Genomic DNA, 19,364 nt, shown 5'->3' with positions numbered 1-19,364 from the left:
GAGGTTTAGTTTTTGCTGGGCCCACACGACGCAACAGCACCACCTAGACAGGCTTCTCGAATGCCCCGTTTATCAATTTTCTCGGTGGCACCTCTGGGCAGCGGTTCAGGGTAAAACCAAATTTTCTCGGGGATTTTGAAGCGGGCTAGTGTCTGTTCGAGGGCAGCCTGCAGCTCCAATAAAGTTGGGGGGGTGCTGGCGTAAACCGCAGCCCCAACTGCTTCACCAAGCCGTTCATGGGGAATCGAAAAAACACTCGCTTCTAATATGCCTTCGATCTGATGCAGCGCGCCTTCCACCTCGGGGCAGGCGATATTTTCGCCGCCTCTAATGATCATGTCCTTCTTGCGACCCACAATGTAAACCAGCCCCTCTGCGTCTTGGTAGGCCAGATCGCCGGTAAACATCCAGCCCTCACGCAGCGCGTCTCGAGTTTGCTCCGGCTTGTTGAGGTAGCCGCGCATGTTGGCGGCGCTTTTCAGTGCCAGCTCTCCCACGGCACCGGTCTTGGCATCGGAGCCGTCATCGGCGACGATTTTCAGGGTTTGAACCGGCGGTATCAGCAGACCCGCCGCGCCAGGATGGTCTATGTAATCTTTTCCTGACAAGCGTAGGCCTAAGGCATTGGTCTCGGTCATGCCAAAGCCTGTCGCGGGAGAGGCCTGCTTAAACTGTTGGGCAATTTTTCCCACCTGGCTAGGCGGACGCTTCGCGCCACCAGCATCGATAGAGTTCAGTGACGACAGGCTCGCACCACTTGCGGCAGCCGCCTCAAGAATATCAGCGGACATGGTAGGCACCCCCCAAAATCGGGTGATTTGCTCAGATTCAATGAGGTCTACGGCAAGCGCCGGATCCCACCGTGGCATGAGTACGACTTTTCCGCCCGCAGCTAAAGTCAGTAAAAAACAACTGTTAGTGCCTGAAATATGGAAGAAAGGAACCGTAACCAAGTTCGACTGGCCCAGAGGCTGGCCGGTATTATCAGTAGGCGCAGGGATTGGATAGCCCATGGCTTCGTAAGTAGGAAGAATCATGAGCCAAGACCACAGCGCCGTGATCACACTGCGGTGCGTGAGAATGACCCCTTTGGGGTGCCCAGTAGACCCTGAGGTGTACATGATTGAAAAATCATCGTCGGGATCGGTCGTGTGGGGGTGAGAAACCGCATCGGGGTATTGTGCGATCAGCGTATCGAAGTCATGAGGCACTGCGTTTTGAGGTCGCACGCGAATCACTGTAATGCCCAACTTGGACGCGGTACCTTGCAGTCGCTCAGCTCGAGCATCATCGACTACCGCCAACCTCGCTCCCGAGTCTTCAAATCCGTAAGCCAGTTCATGGGCTGTCCACCAAGCATTCATATGAACTGCTACCGCACCCAGTGAAGCTGCCGCCAGCAGAGTGATGACATACTCAGGATAATTGCGCATAGCGATGGCAACACGGTCACCCTTGCTCACACCAAAGTCTTTGCTGAGCACTTGGGCGAAACGCGATACTCGCGCAGCAAACTCGCCGTAACTTAATCGTTCCGTTTCAAAGACCAATAGTTCTCTGTCAGAAAATTCTTCTGCGCTTTGTTGCAGCAATGCGGCAAGGGATTTTGGCGCATTGGCGAACACTGGGAGAGACAAGCCATTGACCACCGCTTCTGTCACCGCAAAAGGCGAGTTTTCTTGCGTTAAAAGATTTATGGCTTCTTCTAAAGAAGATGATGTCATGATCGTTGTTCACCTTATTGTATTGGGGCTACGTGGTAGGACAGATTGGAGCGGCAAACTATACGCACTTGAGTTATTCAGTACAGGGGATTTTAGACGCGCCCTATTGCGGATAATCGTTGTTACCACTAAATAATGGGCCCCTCTTTTTAAAGCTCAGGGTCGCAAAGTTTTTGAGAGGTTAGGGGCATAAAGTCATCTGCGAGCCCAGACTCAAGTGTACCGCTGCCTATATCTGTATGGTGTGCCGCGCAAAATCAATGTCAGCTGTAAAGGGTGTTTTTGGCTGGATGTGGGGCGCAGAGCTGACTTACCGCGGCGCCCGCTTGAATTGCGCAAACCCCTAAACCTGTCGCAGAGGAAGGTGATACCGAAGATTGAGTGCAGGGAGTGAGGGTTTTTCACTGGTGTGGGGCAGGCGAGGCACTCCTGTATGTAACGCCCCCTGGCTCATCGTGTTGATCAAGGCATTACAGCCGGAAGTCAGAACCTTCCGCATCGAGTATCAATTTGATATCTCTCAAATAAGAATCTGCCGAATCCGGATAGGCAGCGAGCTCCTCAGCAGTTTTTCTGGCGATGTCGTCATCAAGAAAACGCAGTGGCTGCCCTGTCTGAAGGGCGCTGATATAAGTTTGTGCCGCGCGCTCAAAGTAGTAGAGCTGAAAAAACGTATCGGCAACGGTTTGGCCCAATGCCAGCACGCCATGATTACCCATTACCATGATGCGTATTTTTGGATTATTAAGTAGGCCAGCGCAGCGAACGCCTTCTGCCTCAAATGCCAAGCCGCCGTAATCGGCATCAACAATATGGCGCTCATAAAACATGGCACTATTTTGATCGATGGGTGGCAGCGTGCTGTTAGCCAGAGTTGCGAGCACGGTAGCCGCTTTGGAATGCACGTGCATTAGGCATCGCGCATGGGGGCAGAGCCTGTGAATCGATCCATGTAAACCCCAAGCAGTTGGGTCAGGGGCCTCGGGACCCTCCATCGCCGAAGGGTCATTGGCATCGAGCAAAATGAGGTCAGAGGCTTTGATACGCCCGAAATGGACTTGGTTGGGGTTCATTAAAAACTGGGTCCCCGCGCCATCCACCGCGAGACTAAAGTGATTGGCAACGGCCTCATTCATATTCAAACGTTCTGCCCAACGAAATGTAGCGGCCATATCTTCGCGTTGAGTCTCTAGGTCGCGATCTGCCTTTATCCTTTCAACCGTATTCGGCATTTTCTATCTCCTCTGATCGCACCAATGGTCTCGGCCTGAGTATTTGGCAAGTGAACGCCTATTAAGGGTTTTATAGTTTGAGTTTGCGGCTTTGTCTACCTTTACAAGGTGGCAGGTCGCTGGGGCATAAAGCGGATGGCGAGGGCACCCCTGTTGCGTGACGCCCAGACAGTAAAGTTCTGTCATCCTAGTTAGGGCATACTGATCTCGCCCATGCAAACTGCCTCCGTTCCCCCAAGCGGCAACCACAGGCTCCGCGCCCTGACTCAGTTTTTTTATCCAATAATTATTTCTGGGCCCCACAGGGTCTTGAACCGTGCTTAATTCTCTAGGGTGTCGGCTTCGCCATGCAAAAAGGTTGATAACTGTCACCGCGGAAAATCCCCAGTCACTACAAAACCCCATGATCCTACGTAGGGTAGGGTCGTCAGTCTTAGCATCTGCGGTGGAGGGGTTGAGACCCACAAAGACGATCTCAGGGCCATCATCCCAACGTCGTTTCAGCCAGTATCGATAGCCTTTGCAGCGTGATAACCCAGCGCTACCTTCCACGGCTCACAAACCCGAGTATTTCAATAATTTCAAAGGCCACTGTACATCTCCCTCTATAGATAAGTTCCCGTTGGTTAAGTACCTTGCTAGTCAAAGTTTGAAATGTGCTGAGGACAATTATGAAACAGATTGTTGATGGTTTTTACAGCGCCATAAAATCTGGGGACAACGAGCGTTTGTGGGCATTGATTCACGATGATTTTACACTTGTGTGTCCAACACGCGATCACATCCTTTCGGGGGTGTATCAAGGAAAGTCACGTTTTTTTGAGGAGGTTCTACCTCGGGTCTTTGGTTGCGTTGACCCTGACCAAATGGTTTTCTGCAACGAGCATCGCATTCTCTGTGCAGATGGGGCTACCGTCGTCGCGTTGGCGATCAATGAAGGAAGAGCGCGCTCCGGTGAATACTATGATCAGGCCTATCTTCATATTTTTAAATGCGTTGGGGGACAGGTTTTAACGTTAATCGAGGGTTTTGATACGGCCCTCGCCAACCGAGCGCTGTGGGGTAACACTGTAGCGTTACCGGCAGATCAGAATTTTACAATGGGCAGTCTAGATGCTTTAGGGTTTGCTTAGCTTTGATTTACAGGAGTAATAAACTTCGGTCTCATGGCTTTATTTTCTTGAGTCCGGTGTGTAGTGTTGGCTGCGGGGGAATATAAAAAGAAGATGTGCAGTGAAAGCGACTGATACCAAAAATCCCGAATATTTTCACAAAGTAGTGGACTGCCAGTACGCCTGTCCGGCGCATACGCCGGTGCCCGAATACATCCGCCTGATAGCAGCGGGGCGTTACACCGACGCCTATATGGTGAACTGGGAGTCAAATGTTTTCCCGGGAATCTTGGGGCGCACTTGTGATCGCCCCTGCGAACCTGCTTGTCGCCGCGGGCGCATCGAAGAAGAAGCGGTCGCTATTTGTCGGCTTAAACGCGTGGCCGCCGATAATAAAGATGACGTAAGCCACTTATTACCGACCGTACCGGCAGAGGGTAATGGTAAACGCGTCGCTCTGATTGGAGCAGGACCGGCCTCGCTGACCGTTGCCAGAGACTTGGCGCCCCTGGGTTATCAGATTGATCTCTATGACGATCAGCCTCTAGGTGGAGGCTTCATGCGCAGTCAAATTCCGGCGTTTCGGCTGCCACCCGAGGTGTTGGATGAAGAGGTCGATTTCATTCTCAACATGGGTATTCGCCAACATTTCCAAACTTATATCTCAAGTCTTAAGTCCGTTTTGCAGCAGGGTTATAACGCCGTATTTATTGGAACGGGCGCCCCTAGAGGAAGCGATTTAGATATTCCTGGTCGCGAGGCTTGTGATGCATCGATTCACGTGGGAATCGATTGGTTGGCATCAGTAGCCTTTGATCATGTCAGCAGCATTGGAAAGCGAGTGCTGGTTCTGGGGGGTGGAAACACGGCCATGGACTGCTGTCGCACCGCGCGACGAGTCGGTGGAGAAGACGTCAAAGTCGTCGTTCGCTCCGAGTTCTCACGAATGAAAGCTTCTGCCTGGGAAATTGAAGATGCGGCGGCTGAAGATATCCCCATCATTAATAATCACGTGCCAAAAGAGTTTGTTCATGAGGACGGCGTTCTCAAAGGTATGCGCTTTACGGTCGTTAATGTCGTATACGACGCGGACGGTAATCGTGAGCTGGTGCCCACAGGTGAAGAGGTATTCTTTGAGGCCGATGACGTCATTATTGCGATTGGTCAGGATAATGCCTTTCCCTGGATTGAGCGCAATGTGGGCATCGAATTTGGAAAGTGGGACATGCCGGTGGTTGATAAAACCACGTTTCAAAGCACCTTGAAAAAAGTGTTTTTTGGTGGCGATGCGGCATTTGGCCCAGAAAATATTATTACCGCCGTTGCTCAAGGGCATCAGGCTGCCATCTCCATCGACCTCTTCTTAAACGGCGAGCACGTTGAAAACCGCTTGGCGCCCGGAGTGACCTTAGTAAGTCAGAAAATGGGCGTGCATGAGTGGAGTTACGACAGCGAAGTCTCTAACGATGATCGTTATCCGGTGCCCCACGTGAGCAAGGAAAAGGCACTCAGAGACCGCAAGCTTGAGGTTGAATTGGGCTTTGATATTGAGGTCGCTTATCAAGAGGCTGAGCGTTGTTTAAATTGCGATGTACAGACGGTTTTCACAACATCCAAATGCATTGAGTGCGACGCCTGTGTCGATATCTGCCCCACAGACTGCATAAATTTTCTTAATAATGATGCTGAACCTGCACTGCGGCAGTCCCTGCGACGTCCCGCAAAACGTGAGGATCAGGATTTGTATGTTTCGAAAACGTTGCCCCAAACAAAACGGGTCATGGTGAAAGACGAAGATGTCTGTCTGCACTGTGGACTCTGTGCTGAACGATGCCCCACGGGTGCATGGGATATGCAACGATTCTTTTATAGCGTTACCAAGGCTGGAAGCTCATGCAAGCAAAGCAGTCCGTCAATGACTTCGTCATAAAATTTGCCAACGTCAACGGCACAGGCTCTGCCAGTGCCAACAGTATGTTTGCGAAAGCCATTTTCCGGATGGGGATTCCGGTGAGTCCTCGCAACATATTTCCCTCTAACATTCAGGGAATGCCAACTTGGTATGAGGTCCGCGTCAGTCAGGATGGTTATTTAGGCCGACGGGGCGGTATCGATATTATGGTTTGCGTAAACCCTCAGAGCATTAAGCGTGATGTGGCTGAGGTGGAGTCTGGAGGATATTTTGTCTACGACTCTACCAAGCCCCTCGATTTACGGCTAATAAGAGATGACGTTAACTATTTTGGCATTCCCTTCACGGATATCTGTTTGCGTGAATACACTGATGCGCGACAACGGCTGCTGTTTAAGAATGTGATTTATGTCGGTGCACTTTCGGCGTTATTAAACATTGATTTTAACGTGCTTAAAGATCTTGTTGCCGATCAATTTAAAGGGAAGGAAAAACTGATAACGCCCAATATCTACGCTCTAGAGCTGGGTTATCAATACGCCGTTACTCACTTTGACTGCCCTATCGGTATCCACTTGGAGCGCGGCCACAAGCTTGCCAAGCACATTGAAGATTTCGACAATATTCTGATGGACGGGAACACTGCAGCGGCTCTAGGTGCGGTCTATGCCGGTGCGACTGTGGCGGCCTGGTATCCCATCACACCCTCGACCTCTGTGGTCGATGCCTTTGACAAATATTGTCGACGTCTGCGCATAGATCCGGGTACCGGCAAGAAAAATTACGCGATTATTCAGGCAGAAGACGAACTGTCTGCACTGGGTATGGTTATTGGCGCCAACTGGAATGGCGCTCGAGCATTTACGGCCACTAGCGGTCCCGGTGTTTCGCTGATGAGTGAGTTCCTTGGCCTTGCGTATTTTGCCGAAGTTCCTACTGTGCTCATCGATGTTCAGCGTGCGGGCCCCTCGACGGGTATGCCAACACGCACTCAGCAGTCTGACGTGTTAATGGCTGCTTATGCTTCCCATGGCGATACTAAACATGTGCTGCTGTTTCCAGCGACGCCTGCAGAATGCTTCAGCATGACGGTAGAGGCGTTTGATCTGGCAGAGCGTTTGCAGACTCCCATCATAATTATGAGCGATCTTGATCTCGGTATGAATGAATGGATGTCCCCACCTTTGGAGTTTGACGCCGACTTTAAATACGATCGGGGTAAGGTTCTCAGCGCTGCCGACCTCGATAATATGGAAGAGCGATTCGGGCGTTACAAGGATGTCGATGGTGACGGTATTCCGTATCGAACATATCCCGGTGTTCACCCTGATAAAGGCGCCTACTTTACCCGGGGAACCTCGCGGGACGAGTACGCGGCCTATACCGAAGATGGCGATGAATATGTCCGTAATATGGATCGCTTGCTAAGAAAGTTTGAGACGGCGAAGAGCCTTGTTCCAGAGCCCAAAATCAAGCAGTCAGAAATGGAAACGCGTTACGGCGCCGTATTTTTTGGCACTACCGCATCACCGGCTTACGAAGCGATTGAAATTCTCGAAAAAGAGGGGATTGATCTCGATACCATGCGTATTCGATCGTTTCCTTTTAATCACGAAGTCGAGCAGTTTATAAAAGAGCATGATCGTATCTTCGTTATTGAACAAAATCGTGATGGCCAGATGCGTCGTCTTATGCTGAATGAAACCAGTGTGCCGGCCAAAGAAAAGCTGATTCCCATACTCGAATACAACGGATTGCCTGTAACAGCGCGAAAGATTGCAGGAATGATTCGAAACTACGTGACCCACGGCAATGTCACACCGCTGACGCGGCGCACCGCTGCTGAGGAGATAACTGCATGACATTTGTAAAGCCGGCTTTCCGTCATCCCGACGCGCCCCTTAATGAACTGGGTCGCTCCAGACAGGACTACGAGGGTGGTTTATCGACCCTTTGCGCAGGTTGCGGACACGACTCAGTGAGCGCTGCAATTATTGACGCGTGTTTTGAACTCAATATAGAGCCCCATAAAGTCGCTAAGTTATCGGGTATTGGTTGCTCTTCGAAAACCCCTGCTTATTTTTTGTCGGGTTCGCACAGTTTTAACAGTGTTCATGGACGTATGCCCTCAGTAGCTACTGGAGCCAACCTTGCTAACCGTGATCTGATTTACATCGGTATATCGGGAGACGGAGATACTGCCTCCATAGGGCTGGGGCAGTTCGCACACGTTGTACGACGAAACCTCAATATGACCTATATCGTCGAAAATAATGGCTGCTATGGCCTAACAAAAGGCCAAGATTCCGCCACGATGGATACAGGGTCGCCCAATAAAAAAGGCGACATCAACATGTACTCTCCCATTGATCTTGCCCGTCTCGCCATAGAGATCGGTGCGACTTTTGTCGGTCGAAGTTTTTCCGGAGATAAGCAACAACTCATTCCACTTATCAAAGCAGCGATCAGCCATCGCGGTTTCGCATTACTCGATGTGGTATCGCCTTGCGTTACGTTTAATAACCACAGTGAGTCGACCAAGAGTTATGAGTACATGCGCGGTGCCAATACGGATATGCCCGTCGATTTCGTCCCTATGCGTCAAGAAATTACGGCGACCTATGATTCCGGAGCAACCTGTGAAGTCTGCATGCATGATGGTTCAGTCGTGCGTTTGTATAAGCAGGATAATGACTATGATATTGAGGATCGGCAGTCGGCGTTAGAGGCCACCAGCCACTACGCGAAGGAAGGGAAAATTCTCACGGGGTTGCTTTATATCCAGCGAGATAGTGAGGAACTGCATGATGTTCTCGATACCGCACGCCGTCCTCTGAACTCTATGAATGAACAGCAGTTGTGTCCCGGGCCGCGCTTTTTGGACTCGATCAATGCGGGTTTGCGTTGAGTTCTAAGGTTTAATAGAGCGATGGCACCCAATGCATTAAAGAAACGTATCAGTGATGTGCTCGCTTGGTCGGGCTTCGCCGCTATTCTTCTGTGTCTTCTGTCCTTTGTCATGCCCTTGCTCGATGTCTCCGGTGTGATTCACCAGCTCCTTGATACCTATGACGAAGTGAGTAACTGCGGTTCACAGCGTTGCGAAGCTCAACTAAGTATAGATGGATTACCTGAACGTCAGGGGTTGTTGGGCGAAGCGCAGGTTTATCTCGCCGCCTGGCGCTACGAGGCATTCTTGATTTGGTTGGGTGTTGGTATTTTCCAGAGCTTCTTTATTCGATCGTTTCGACTGTTACCCTGGCGGCCGGTTATCGTGCGTATTGTGACCCGAGTACCGCTTGAAGATATCGATTGATACTTTGGCCGGGCAGATTCTTTCCTGCGGCGAGCCGCTGTTTATACGGGCGCTTAACTTGTGACGCCTTGGCTCGCCGCCCTTTAAAGCGCGCTTCACTGAGCAACCCCACTCGCGGCGGTTTTTGTTCTAAGTCGGCAAGGCGTGGAGGCGTCTAAATTCAACTGAGTCTGTGCTGCGCCTAAATATTATTGGCCTGAAGTTTCTCAGATGGGTTGGGCCTGGTGCTTCATACGCATTAAATCTGAGTGGGATACGTACAACAGGTCGGCCACTTTTCGAATTAAATGCTCTTCATACTTGTCGAGATGGTCATCGCTAAAGGCGACCTGCCACATGAGACCAACTAGCTGGCATCTTTCCTCAGGTTCACAGGCGTTTACGATGACTCGGGTAAATTCGTGCAGGGATACTGCATCACTTGATCGTTCGGCAGCCAAACTTTCTAAAGCTGTGAGGCCCTCATCATCGAGATCAAACGTACTGCGCAAAAGTTTTAGGAGTGCGGCGCGTTCTGCGTCACTAAAATCGGCGTCAGCTTTTGCCACCTCAATTAAGAGGGCCGCGGAAGCCAACTGCCTAGCGTCGTTCGTCGCGGCTTCGGGTTCCGCTTGGCTTGCGGAAAATAGCTCTATTATCTTACCAATCATGTCTGAGTCCCCGAATTAGCTATCGGCTAGAGCCTGTTCCTCGGGTGTCATTTCCGCGGGAATAGCCTCAAACAATGGTGTTGATAGGTATCGCTCTCCAGTATCGGGCAGCATAACTAAAATGACTGAACCGGCTTCGGCATCGGCAGCAACTTCCATAGCGGTTGCGAGGGTGGAGCCGCCTGACACCCCGGTGAGTATGCCCTCCTCAGTAGCCAACCTTTTGGCCCAAATCATTCCGTCCTCGGCATCAACCGGACGAACCTCGTCAAAGCCGTTGTGATCAATACTTTCCTGTAGGACTAGGGGAATAAAGTCGGGTGTCCAGCCCTGAATTAGGTGGGGCGACCAGGCGGGGTGACTGCCATTAGGTGAACCGTCGTCGTTGCGATCCTGAGCTTCTCCCGATCCTATCAAGGTCGCTGTATGGGGCTCGGAAAGTATAATTTTGCATTCGGGACGAGCTTTGCGAAGTACCCGCGCGACGCCTGAAACAGTTCCGCCAGTTCCATAGCCTGAGACCCAGTAATCGAGTCGAGAATCGGCAAAATCAGCCACGATCTCAGGGCCTGTTGTCGCCTCATGAATATCTGCATTGGCATTGGATTCAAATTGGGCCGCAAAAAACCAGCCATTATCGGCGGCAAGCTGGCGCGCCTTACGATACATACCAATGCCCTTTTCCGCCTTGGGTGTCAGTACAACTTTGGCACCCAAAAAGCGCATAAGTCGGCGGCGCTCTATTGAAAAACTGTCGGCCATGGTAATTACCAGCGGGTAGCCCCGAGCCGCGCACACCATGGCCAAGCCAATCCCGGTATTTCCCGAGGTGGCTTCGACAACGGTTTGGCCGGGTTTGAGCTGGCCGCTGCGTTCCGCAGCTTCGATAATGTTTAGTGCAAGTCGGTCTTTCACGGAGCCCAGTGGGTTGAAAGACTCAATTTTTACGTAAACCTCTACGTGATCTGGCGCGATGCGATTAAGTTTTACGCAGGGCGTGTCACCGACGGTTCGCGTGATGTCGTCGTAGCGTTGTCCGCGTCCTTGTGTTTGAAAGGTATCGGTCACTGTGGCTCTCCTAAGGCTATGTGGGGATAGTGTCACCCGAGAGCCGAAGCTCGTCCAGTCACTTGTATTCGTATGTGATCGAGAGGGGCTCTTGGGAGGTTTAGGACCCCTCGAAACATAGAAGAAGTTGCCTGTCGGCGAACCTCAGAGTTTCGGGTGTGACAAGTGCATCGGGCTCTCATTTGCTGGCGCTAGACAAGGGCAAGCGCCATTTGTACTAAAGTGACCACTGAGCCCGCCCAAACAAAAGAGCGGATTATCGGTGTCCCCAAAACGTATAACACGAGATAAACCCCCCGCAGGGAAAGCCAGTAGAGGGCGAGGCTGCCAGTATCAATGCCCTCTATTTTGAGGAGTAGGGCAATAGCCAAAAAGGCGGGCAATGATTCCATGTAGTTGGCGGCGGCGCGCTTGGCGCGCTGGGCTAACACTGGCAGCTCTACGGCTTCATCGCGCGCGCCGAGAAGCCATTTTGCCTCTGCAAGGCTGAACACCATCGGCACTAGCCATACATGGATAATTAGTAGTGCCAGCGCAAAAATAATTTCTGTATTCAGCATCGTAAAAATCCTTCGCTATTTGTTTTCTTTGGTGCTTAAACTAGCAGGTAAGCGGTAATTCTGACAGCGAGAAGTTAGGGGGTCGGGTCAGCTGCGCGCAATACTTTGTTGATGCATGGCTCTCAGTAGAGGCGGTGAGTCGATGAAACTGGTAATGCAGCGAGCGCAAAAGTTATCGTGAGCGGTAAGGCCATTAATTAGTCATCGGGGAGGGGTTAGTGAGTTATAAATATTTGGATGCGCTTGTTGTGGGTGCGGGCGTATCAGGCCTCTACCAACTTTATAAACTGCGTGAAGCGGGACTGACCGTCACAGCGGTGGAGTCGGCTCCTGACGTCGGTGGCACTTGGTATTGGAATGCCTATCCGGGGTGCCGTGTTGATTCCCCCGCCAATATCTATCAATACTGGTTTTCGCAGGAACTGCTGGATGATTGGGAGTGGTCTGAGCGCTTCCCCGCTCAGCCTGAAATAAAACGCTATTTGCAGCATGTCGCTAATCGATTTGATCTTTATTCCAGTATCGAGCTGGATACCCGGGTGGTCTCTGCGCACTGGAAAGAGCAGGAGGGTCGTTGGCATGTGACGACTGAAGCCGGTCTTGTCTATGCCGCAAAGTATCTCGTGAGTTGCGTCGGATTGCTGTCAACACCGAAGGTCCTGTCCTTTCCCAATCAGGAGGTGTTTCAGGGGCAGGTTTATCACACCGCAAAGTGGCCACAAGAACCGGTTGATCTTAAGGGTTTACGGGTCGGTGTTATTGGCAACGGTGCGACCGGTATTCAAGTGATTCAAACCCTCGCACCTGAAGTGGCGGAATTAACGTCTTTTCAACGCACACCACAATACGCAGTTCGCATGAAGAATTATGCCGTCGATGAAAAAATCATGGCAGAGTGGCGCGCTGATTACCCTCGTTTAAGTCAGCTCGTCCACAATACTTTTGGGGGTTTTCCTTGGGATCCTGCAGAGGAAGGTCATGCTGCGACACTCACTATAGAGCAGCGTCGTGAGGTTCTCGAGGAGTGTTGGGCAGACGGGTCGTTGCGTATGTTTGTAGGGACCTTTCCAGAAGTCTTGGTAGATCCGGTAATGAATGAGGAAGTTACCGAATTCGTTCGTGAAAAAATTCGCGTTCAAATTAATGATCCTGATTTGGCGCAAAAACTGATCCCGCGTGATCACGGTTATGGGCTGAGGCGTGTGCCTTTAGAAAATGGCTATTACGAAGCCTTTAACCAATCAAATGTGCATCTTGTCGATATCAAGGCGACACCCATAGACGGATTTTCGGAACGGGGCCTTGTAGTAGGAGGTGAAGAATACCCCCTCGATGCCCTAATCATGGCGACGGGTTTCGACGCGGGCACTGGTACCCTTTCGCGCATGGGCGTTGAAGGTCGTGACGGAAAATCGCTGACCGCCTTGTGGCGCGATGACATTCGCACGACCTTGGGGCTACAAGTGCATGGGTTTCCGAACCTTTTTCTTGTTGGGGGTCCACTCTCACCGATAGCGGCTTTTTGCAACGTTCAAACCTGTGCGCAACAACAAGTAGACTGGGTAACGGATGCCATTTTAAATGTCGTGAACTCTGGCAAGTCGACCATGGAGCCCACCGCTGAACGCGAGGAGGAGTGGGTGCAACATCACGACGAAGTGGCCAATGAAACGCTCATGATGACCATTGATTCCTGGTACACAGGTGCCAATATCGAGGGCAAACAGCGGCGTTTGCTCTCCTATATTGGAGGTGCACACGTTTACCGTGAGCTTTGTGATGAAATTCAAGCGCAGGGTTATCCGGGTTTTAGTATCGAATGATTTTTTCGGTGGGCTCAACAACAGCCCCTTTTGGAGTTAAAGAAGTATGACTTACGATCCTATGAAAGACGACCGGCTCGATATGCGCAATCGCGGGCTGTTAGCGGGGTTTGAGGAACCCATGTTATCCCAAGCTGCAGACGTGGCGACGCGGGAGGAAGCGTTAGCCGCTGCAAATACCCCGGAGGCACTTGCTGCTGAGGAGGCAATGTCAGAGTTGTTAGGGATGTTAGACAATGAAGATGTTATGCCTTCAAAGGGTCTAAGAATAACCACTGAGTCATTGGTATCTCATCCAGATGGCAACACCATTAATCTGCAAATTATTCGCCCGGATACCGATGAGATACTGCCCTGTGTTTACTATATTCATGGTGGAGGCATGGCTATTTTGTCGGCTTTGGATCCAAACTATCGGGCTTGGGGTAAGACAATTGCGCACCAGAACCTCTGTGTTGTTATGGTTGATTTTCGCAACTCCCTGCGCCCTTCTTCAGTGGCAGAGGTGGCGCCATATCCTGCTGGGTTGAATGACTGTGTTTCCGGGTATCACTGGGTCACCCAGCAGCAAGGCGCACTGGGTATTGATGGTGATCAAATCATGATTGCCGGTGAAAGTGGGGGCGGCAATTTAGCCATTGCAACTACCATGCGTCTGATTGTTGAAGATGTGTCGGTAAAGCCTGTGGGCCTCTATGCGCTATGTCCTTATATTCTTGGAGCTTGGCCTTCAGAGGCCTGTCCGTCGTCCCTTGAGAATGAAGGTGTGCTGATCAGTGTGGCCAATAATCACCCTACGATGGCATACGGAATTGAGGCCTTGGAAGCGCAAGACCCGATGGCGTGGCCCGGCTTTGCTGCCGAAGCTGACGTCGCAGATTTTCCGCCGACTATGATCAGTGTTAACGAGTGTGACCCTCTCCGGGACGAGGGTATTGCGTTCTATCGATTGCTCCAACGAGCGGGCGTGTTATCTCAGTGCCGGCAAGCCATGGGTACCGTTCATGCGAACGAGATCTTTGGCGCGTTTATGCCGGATATTTCCCGAATGACGGCCCGGGATATGGCGGGCTGGCTCAAGGAATGCAGTCTGGCCAGGTAACAGGGAGTCGTTCGAACCCTTGAGCTAGCTTCTCCGATAAGGCTTACCCTGGAGACCGCTTAGCAGGCGGGTCGCATTGCGGCAGCGCGGGGGCGGCTGACACCGACCCTTGCGATGTTAGGCCGACGTTATCGTCTGAGATCAGTGCGCCGTGTAGCCACCGTCGATGACCATTTCGCTGCCCGTCATATATCGTGACTCATCAGAGGCCAAAAAGAGTACGGCATTGGCAATATCAATGGCTTGTCCAAGATGTCCCATAGGAATGGCGGCAAGAATCTGTTGATGGAATTCCTCAGCGGCGTCGCCCATCGCGGCAATACCCTCGGCCACCATCGGGGTTTCAATAAAGCCTGGGTGAACGGAGTTTACTCGAATGCCATAGCCTGCCTGAGTGCAATGCAGCGCAGCGGATTTTGTCATGAGTCGAACTGCCCCTTTGCTGGCGTTATAGGCAATGAGATTTGGATCACCAATGATGCCCTCAATGGATGAAATATTGATGATAGAGCCCCCGGGCTTGGTCATCATTGGCAAGCAGTTTTTCATGCCTAAAAATACGCCATCGCTGTTTACGCTGTTGACAGCCCGCCAGTCGGAAAGAGAGGTCTCCTCGATATTGCCGGAGAACGCGACGCCGGCATTGTTGACGAGTATGTCCAGCGATTGACACTCCGCAGCTATCGCATCATGCACCCGTGACCAGTCTGATTCTTGTGTCACATCATGGTGCAGTGCGGTAGCCTGGCCCCCAAAATCACGAATGGTTTGAGCGACACGTTCTGCGGATTCTTGAGAAATGTCAGTCACAAAAACCCGTGCGCCCTCTTCTGCCAGCCGTAAGCTGCTGGCTTCTCCCAAACCTGAACCACCGCCGGTTATTAACGCTGTTTTATTGTTGATGCGCATGAACTCAGTCCCATGTAAACAATACAGTTGGTGATCATGCTGACCCATGGCGGGGATGTTGTCATCAATCCTTGTCATTTTTTGTTGCGATGTTACTTTCTGGTGTCCGGTGTCCGGTGTCCGGTGTCCGGTGTCCGGTGTCCGGTGTCTGGTGTCTGTTTATTTGATGGAGAGTGTCGTCGAGTATTTGTCATGTAAAGACTGCAGGGAACAAACATGAACTTGCTAGCTTTCCGTGGTTGGTTGAATCAGTGGGGTAAAGGCAAGGCTGTGTTACGCGCGCCGTGGCTTGACTCAGTGCGAGCCCATAAGACCTCATCAGGGTAGGTCGGGGTATGCCGAAATCTAATGAGCCGCCGCCGAGCTGGGTAAGCCCTAATTGGGTCATTTTTTTCAGTGGCTTGTCGCTGGTTCTTTTGTTGATTGGTTTGTCACACAAGCCGAGCTCAGAGATTTGTGTGGCAGCGGGCAATGAGTTGTGTCCGGACCTTCTCAAAGCCAATATACGGATAACGCAGTATGCTTCGCAGCGGGCAATAACGTCTGTTTGCGGCGATAACCGCAGTAACGCCTGTGCCATTAGAAGGGCTCGCTGGCAGCGCGTGACCTGCGAGGTACATGTACTGACGCCAGTCGATTCGGATGTGCTGCAGCATGAAATGAATCACTGTCGCGGATGGGAGCATCAAGGTGATTCCCCAGCAGCGTATGCGCAACCTTGGGTGCCCAATTGGCGTTTGGTTAAAGCTCGCGGTAGTGTCAGATAGCGGGCAACAGCAGTGAATTTTTATGACGAGTTAGCGAGGTCCCTGAGCAATCAGTTGACTCACTTCACGCGTCAGTGGAATTTCAAACGAAACGGCGGACAGTACTAAAGCATCTCTAGATCGAATCATCCGCGCGTTGGCATAAACTGTGTCTCTGCCTAGGGTGTAGGTGCCGACCACTACGGCGGTGGCTTGGTGATCTTGCACAAGAACCTCAAGGTTGCGCGAGAGCATCAGTTCACCATGAGACGGATCTATGTAAAGCGCGTCTGCGAACAGGGGTTCTGTGACCTGATAGCCGTGGCTAACGAACTCTGTACTGCAGTCTTGCCCCATAAGTCGCCCTAGCCTCGAGGACTGATCGAGCGCACTCAAGTCTGCGAAACTGACAATCAGCAGAGTATCGTTGCGTTTATTGGTGTGCTTCGCTGCGCGAATGAGTTGCGCACATGCCGTTTCAACCTCGGCACGAAGATCGACCGATTCCTGCTGTGTTGAGTAAATGGCTCGACTCGCCGCATTGCCGCCGTAGTAGTTGCTGCAGGCTGCAAGTTTTCCGAATACAAGGGCAAGAACCAAAGCCCGGGCGGCGGAGAAAACGATATTGCGCCTCTTGGTAGTCATAAAACGACAGGCCCCCGGACCTTTATGGCTCCGCCGCCCTCGTACAGTCCGGTGTCGGCAGTGCGCAAGTAGTAGATGGAAGAATGGCTGTAAACCAGGCGTGCATCCTGTCGAACACGCGTCGTGAGTATGATCTCTGTATTTGGTGTTGCCGAGTCAGCATTCATGTACTGGTAAAAATCGGCTCCAATAGCCGCAGGTATAAGCAAGGCCGCAGGGTTCGACCACGCTTCAACGGCATGCCCGATAATGTATGCCGATAAAACGGTACTGGAGATAAAGCCCGGGGGGAGGTTCAGTTGGCTACGCGTTGAGAAATCGAGGACCTCGATGTTGAATTCTACTTTTGCATCTTCCCCCGCTTCATATAAAAGCGCACCTTCATTAAGTAGGCCTTCAGCTAGGAAGTCATGGTAGGCGCGGTGGAATGCGCTATTGCCATTGCTTTGTACCGGGGTAAGTTGCAGCGAGGGTGCGTCCTCAAACCGCGTTACCAATAACTGGGCTTCGTTGTGAGCGATCAGTTGCCAATGCGCACTGGCCTGCAGCTGCTGCTGGTAAATTTGTGGGAATTGCTTGCTAATAGGGTAATCGGCTGTTCGATTGCCCTGGGCGAAGTGCTGGCATCCACCAACTGCCAACAACCCGACCAACACCAACGCTCTGCTCGGGACCCCATTAAATATGCAAGGCATGTCCTGCTCCACATTTCGGTACAACGATTAACATCCAGTTCAATAGAAGTAGCGACCGTTTCGCAGAAAACTTGAGCCTAGCTGGCAATAAAATAATGGCACAAGAAATTAAATGCCTTGCCCGGTAATGGACGATATTGCAGCAGCCTGACCTTTGGGTGTTTTAAGCCCTGTGCGACGATAGGGTTATCGACGCTATATGTTGCAATAGTTATTAAATTGTTGATATCAATAATGGCAGGGCTATTACTGCGGCGCCGATGGCTACTGTTAATAAATCCGAAGCTGAGTTACTCATAATAATTTTTCCAAAGGTTCATTTACGTGAAGTATTGTGAGCCTTTACGAGGCGTTTTTCAGCTTGGACCATCATTAACAATTGTTAATATTCAATATTATGCATGTAAAAATCAATAAACATTCTTTTTGTTTATATTATGGGCTGCGCTGGGCTGGAATGTTAGGGTCGTTGGCGCGGCGGAGGCATTGGAATGGCCCATGAAAGGCTGGTGGCCTCGCGGAGTGCAATGGGACAGAAGCTAGACGGCATGAGGCTGTCTGCAATGTCCCTGCGTAAAGTGAGGGTAAACAAAATAATCAGGAGTCAGCTATGACACACAACACTTCTCGAAGAACCTTTATTAAAGGCGCTGCAGCCGCTTCCTCGGCGCTACTCATTGCTAGATTTGCGCACGCGCAGGGCCCAGTTGTGGCAGCAGACGATCCGACTGCGACGGCCTTAGGGTACGTTGCCGACCATACGACCGTTGACACGGCTAAGTGGGCGAAGAAAGCGGGGCCCGGAGGCGCAGCACAGCAATGTACCAGCTGTGCGATTTACCAGGCGATCGACGGCGAGTACGGTGCGTGCCCGATTTTTGCAGGTAAACGGGTACATGCCAACGGCTGGTGCAATAGTTGGCTTCAAAAGTAGACGCAGTGCTTTGCTAGGGTTGCGCCGGGAGTCCAGATAGCTGCCGGCCCTTTCCGACAATCCCGTCTGCTAGGGCCTTGATGTGCGCGGGACCTACCTCACAGCAACCTCCCAGTATAGAGGCTCCTAGCTCCATCCATTGCAGCGCCATATCGGCGTATACCGAAGGCGTAAGTTCTTCTCGCGCTGATAGCACATCCACGGTTCCACCGGGCTTTAAGGCAGTGATGGAGTGAAAGCCATTGGCGTAGGCACCGAAGGTGTCGGTAACTGTGGCTAAAAGCGGTAGTCCCTGATCGATGGCTTCGGGGACGGAGCAGTTTAGAATGATCGATAGGGGGTTCAGCGGTGTGCAAGCGCGCAGCGCATCCTCCAACGATTCTCCAGAGCGCAGTAGCGTGCCATCTTCATCTTGAACAGTGAACGCAAGATGAACGCCGGTGCCTGCTTCCTGTGCTGCCGACAATACCGCTTGCCCCTCAGCGACTGAGCTCAGGGTTTCTGCTAAAAATCCGTCAACGTGATTGCGCTGTAATTCCATCAGCTCTTTGTATTCGTCTTTCATTTGCACCGGGCTGAGTGGACTCTGCTTTAAATAAGACGCAGTCAGTGGGGGTAGTGAGGCAACGACATCGATGCCGCTGCGCCCGGAAGCATGAATGCCGGCCCGGGCTAGGTCCCCGGCGTGTTTCAGCAACTCAGGTAGATCGGGAAGTGCGGTGCCCATTTGTAGTCGGTGGCGCGTAACAGAGTAAGTGTTGAGGCAGATTACTCGAGCTCCTGCTAGGCAAAAATCGCGATGCACGTTTGCAACAAGCTCGGGCTCGTCCATCATGACCTGCAGCGACCACAAAGGGTGTGGTTTTGCCGCGCTACTGCGGCGAATCAGTTCTTGTCCCATGCCTCCATCTAGGAGCGTGATAGCAGCTGTCATGT

At 51.6% G+C, this 19,364-nt stretch carries 19 protein-coding genes; 8 read left to right on the top strand and 11 right to left on the bottom strand.

What is annotated here, in order from left to right:
• Positions 1-5: 5 nt before the first annotated feature.
• The 3 genes from ACMAY6_RS12960 to ACMAY6_RS12950 all read right to left on the bottom strand — a co-directional run bounded on the left by ACMAY6_RS12960 (position 6) and on the right by ACMAY6_RS12950 (position 3,508).
• Complete coding sequence (locus tag ACMAY6_RS12960) at positions 6-1,724, bottom strand: class I adenylate-forming enzyme family protein (protein WP_435212443.1); 1,719 nt, start codon at positions 1,722-1,724, stop codon at positions 6-8.
• A 470-nt stretch (positions 1,725-2,194) separates the two neighbouring features.
• Positions 2,195-2,956, bottom strand: coding sequence for a class II aldolase and adducin N-terminal domain-containing protein (locus ACMAY6_RS12955; RefSeq protein ID WP_435212441.1), 762 nt, complete (start codon positions 2,954-2,956; stop codon positions 2,195-2,197).
• A 3-nt stretch (positions 2,957-2,959) separates the two neighbouring features.
• Positions 2,960-3,508 carry a DUF1643 domain-containing protein gene (locus ACMAY6_RS12950; protein WP_435212439.1) on the bottom strand — a complete coding sequence of 183 codons (549 nt, stop codon included), beginning with the start codon at positions 3,506-3,508 and terminating at the stop codon, positions 2,960-2,962.
• A gap of 119 nt (positions 3,509-3,627) precedes the next feature.
• Here ACMAY6_RS12950 and ACMAY6_RS12945 point away from each other — a divergent pair, with 119 nt between their 5' ends.
• From ACMAY6_RS12945 to ACMAY6_RS12925, 5 genes are all read left to right on the top strand, one after another.
• Positions 3,628-4,089, top strand: coding sequence for a nuclear transport factor 2 family protein (locus ACMAY6_RS12945; RefSeq protein ID WP_435212438.1), 462 nt, complete (start codon positions 3,628-3,630; stop codon positions 4,087-4,089).
• 100 nt (positions 4,090-4,189) lie between these two features.
• A complete protein-coding gene (locus ACMAY6_RS12940) occupies positions 4,190-5,998 on the top strand; it encodes an FAD-dependent oxidoreductase (protein ID WP_435212437.1) in 1,809 nt (602 codons plus the stop codon).
• Complete coding sequence (locus ACMAY6_RS12935; protein WP_435212435.1) at positions 5,962-7,842, top strand: 2-oxoacid:acceptor oxidoreductase subunit alpha; 1,881 nt, start codon at positions 5,962-5,964, stop codon at positions 7,840-7,842. Before ACMAY6_RS12940 ends, ACMAY6_RS12935 begins: the two co-directional genes overlap by 37 nt.
• Entirely contained in the window at positions 7,839-8,888 is a 1,050-nt protein-coding gene (locus tag ACMAY6_RS12930; RefSeq protein WP_435212434.1) for a 2-oxoacid:ferredoxin oxidoreductase subunit beta, read from the top strand. Before ACMAY6_RS12935 ends, ACMAY6_RS12930 begins: the two co-directional genes overlap by 4 nt.
• 21 nt (positions 8,889-8,909) lie before the next feature.
• Positions 8,910-9,296 carry a hypothetical protein gene (locus tag ACMAY6_RS12925; RefSeq protein ID WP_435212432.1) on the top strand — a complete coding sequence of 129 codons (387 nt, stop codon included), beginning with the start codon at positions 8,910-8,912 and terminating at the stop codon, positions 9,294-9,296.
• A gap of 206 nt (positions 9,297-9,502) precedes the next feature.
• On the opposite strand, the gene ACMAY6_RS12920 is transcribed toward ACMAY6_RS12925, so the two are convergent.
• From ACMAY6_RS12920 to ACMAY6_RS12910, 3 genes are all read right to left on the bottom strand, one after another.
• On the bottom strand, positions 9,503-9,946 hold the full coding sequence (locus ACMAY6_RS12920) for a TerB family tellurite resistance protein (protein WP_435212430.1): 444 nt from the start codon (positions 9,944-9,946) through the stop codon (positions 9,503-9,505).
• Positions 9,947-9,961: 15 nt separating this feature from the next.
• Positions 9,962-11,014 (bottom strand): cysteine synthase A, encoded by a 1,053-nt coding sequence (gene cysK / locus ACMAY6_RS12915; protein ID WP_435212429.1) that lies wholly within the window; start codon positions 11,012-11,014, stop codon positions 9,962-9,964.
• A gap of 191 nt (positions 11,015-11,205) precedes the next feature.
• A complete protein-coding gene (locus ACMAY6_RS12910) occupies positions 11,206-11,574 on the bottom strand; it encodes an MAPEG family protein (RefSeq protein WP_435212427.1) in 369 nt (122 codons plus the stop codon).
• Between the two features lie 218 nt (positions 11,575-11,792).
• Between ACMAY6_RS12910 and ACMAY6_RS12905 the strand changes: the two genes are divergently transcribed.
• Together ACMAY6_RS12905 and ACMAY6_RS12900 are read left to right on the top strand one after the other, a co-directional pair.
• Positions 11,793-13,397: a flavin-containing monooxygenase gene (locus ACMAY6_RS12905; protein ID WP_435212425.1), complete on the top strand. Its 1,605-nt coding sequence runs from the start codon at positions 11,793-11,795 to the stop codon at positions 13,395-13,397.
• Positions 13,398-13,443: 46 nt separating this feature from the next.
• Positions 13,444-14,499, top strand: coding sequence for an alpha/beta hydrolase (locus ACMAY6_RS12900; protein ID WP_435212423.1), 1,056 nt, complete (start codon positions 13,444-13,446; stop codon positions 14,497-14,499).
• A 141-nt stretch (positions 14,500-14,640) separates the two neighbouring features.
• On the opposite strand, the gene ACMAY6_RS12895 is transcribed toward ACMAY6_RS12900, so the two are convergent.
• The 4 genes from ACMAY6_RS12895 to ACMAY6_RS12880 all read right to left on the bottom strand — a co-directional run bounded on the left by ACMAY6_RS12895 (position 14,641) and on the right by ACMAY6_RS12880 (position 17,494).
• Positions 14,641-15,486, bottom strand: coding sequence for a glucose 1-dehydrogenase (locus tag ACMAY6_RS12895; protein WP_435212421.1), 846 nt, complete (start codon positions 15,484-15,486; stop codon positions 14,641-14,643).
• A gap of 368 nt (positions 15,487-15,854) precedes the next feature.
• A complete protein-coding gene (locus tag ACMAY6_RS12890; protein ID WP_435212420.1) occupies positions 15,855-16,094 on the bottom strand; it encodes a hypothetical protein in 240 nt (79 codons plus the stop codon).
• A 111-nt stretch (positions 16,095-16,205) separates the two neighbouring features.
• Positions 16,206-16,799, bottom strand: a complete 594-nt coding sequence (locus ACMAY6_RS12885; RefSeq protein ID WP_435212419.1) for a FlgO family outer membrane protein — start codon at positions 16,797-16,799, stop codon at positions 16,206-16,208.
• Entirely contained in the window at positions 16,796-17,494 is a 699-nt protein-coding gene (locus ACMAY6_RS12880) for a hypothetical protein (RefSeq protein ID WP_435212417.1), read from the bottom strand. The genes ACMAY6_RS12885 and ACMAY6_RS12880 overlap by 4 nt, the downstream gene beginning before the upstream one ends.
• 610 nt (positions 17,495-18,104) lie before the next feature.
• Between ACMAY6_RS12880 and ACMAY6_RS12875 the strand changes: the two genes are divergently transcribed.
• On the top strand, positions 18,105-18,428 hold the full coding sequence (locus ACMAY6_RS12875) for a high-potential iron-sulfur protein (protein WP_435212416.1): 324 nt from the start codon (positions 18,105-18,107) through the stop codon (positions 18,426-18,428).
• A gap of 13 nt (positions 18,429-18,441) precedes the next feature.
• Here ACMAY6_RS12875 and ACMAY6_RS12870 read toward each other — a convergent pair whose 3' ends face one another.
• A complete protein-coding gene (locus tag ACMAY6_RS12870) occupies positions 18,442-19,362 on the bottom strand; it encodes a homocysteine S-methyltransferase family protein (RefSeq protein WP_435212414.1) in 921 nt (306 codons plus the stop codon).
• Between the last annotated feature and the right edge of the window lie 2 nt (positions 19,363-19,364).

Source organism: Luminiphilus sp. nBUS_16, assembly GCF_051201645.1.
Taxonomy (GTDB): Bacteria; Pseudomonadota; Gammaproteobacteria; order Pseudomonadales; family Halieaceae; genus Luminiphilus.
Note: the sequence above shows the minus strand (reverse complement) of the source record. Positions and strands in the feature narration are given on the sequence as shown.

Excerpts from the sequence above, each read along its gene's own strand:
- ACMAY6_RS12930 (WP_435212434.1), top strand. The coding sequence starts at position 7,839 with ATGACATTTGTAAAGCCGGCTTTCCGTCATCCCGACGCGCCCCTTAAT.
- ACMAY6_RS12960 (WP_435212443.1), bottom strand. The coding sequence starts at position 1,724 with ATGACATCATCTTCTTTAGAAGAAGCCATAAATCTTTTAACGCAAGAA.
- ACMAY6_RS12870 (WP_435212414.1), bottom strand. The coding sequence starts at position 19,362 with ATGACAGCTGCTATCACGCTCCTAGATGGAGGCATGGGACAAGAACTG.
- ACMAY6_RS12925 (WP_435212432.1), top strand. The coding sequence starts at position 8,910 with ATGGCACCCAATGCATTAAAGAAACGTATCAGTGATGTGCTCGCTTGG.
- ACMAY6_RS12885 (WP_435212419.1), bottom strand. The coding sequence starts at position 16,799 with ATGACTACCAAGAGGCGCAATATCGTTTTCTCCGCCGCCCGGGCTTTG.
- ACMAY6_RS12875 (WP_435212416.1), top strand. The coding sequence starts at position 18,105 with ATGACACACAACACTTCTCGAAGAACCTTTATTAAAGGCGCTGCAGCC.
- ACMAY6_RS12920 (WP_435212430.1), bottom strand. The coding sequence starts at position 9,946 with ATGATTGGTAAGATAATAGAGCTATTTTCCGCAAGCCAAGCGGAACCC.
- ACMAY6_RS12935 (WP_435212435.1), top strand. The coding sequence starts at position 5,962 with ATGCAAGCAAAGCAGTCCGTCAATGACTTCGTCATAAAATTTGCCAAC.
- ACMAY6_RS12910 (WP_435212427.1), bottom strand. The coding sequence starts at position 11,574 with ATGCTGAATACAGAAATTATTTTTGCGCTGGCACTACTAATTATCCAT.
- ACMAY6_RS12890 (WP_435212420.1), bottom strand. The coding sequence starts at position 16,094 with ATGCTCCCATCCGCGACAGTGATTCATTTCATGCTGCAGCACATCCGA.
- ACMAY6_RS12880 (WP_435212417.1), bottom strand. The coding sequence starts at position 17,494 with ATGCCTTGCATATTTAATGGGGTCCCGAGCAGAGCGTTGGTGTTGGTC.
- ACMAY6_RS12955 (WP_435212441.1), bottom strand. The coding sequence starts at position 2,956 with ATGCCGAATACGGTTGAAAGGATAAAGGCAGATCGCGACCTAGAGACT.
- ACMAY6_RS12895 (WP_435212421.1), bottom strand. The coding sequence starts at position 15,486 with ATGACAAGGATTGATGACAACATCCCCGCCATGGGTCAGCATGATCAC.
- ACMAY6_RS12900 (WP_435212423.1), top strand. The coding sequence starts at position 13,444 with ATGACTTACGATCCTATGAAAGACGACCGGCTCGATATGCGCAATCGC.
- ACMAY6_RS12945 (WP_435212438.1), top strand. The coding sequence starts at position 3,628 with ATGAAACAGATTGTTGATGGTTTTTACAGCGCCATAAAATCTGGGGAC.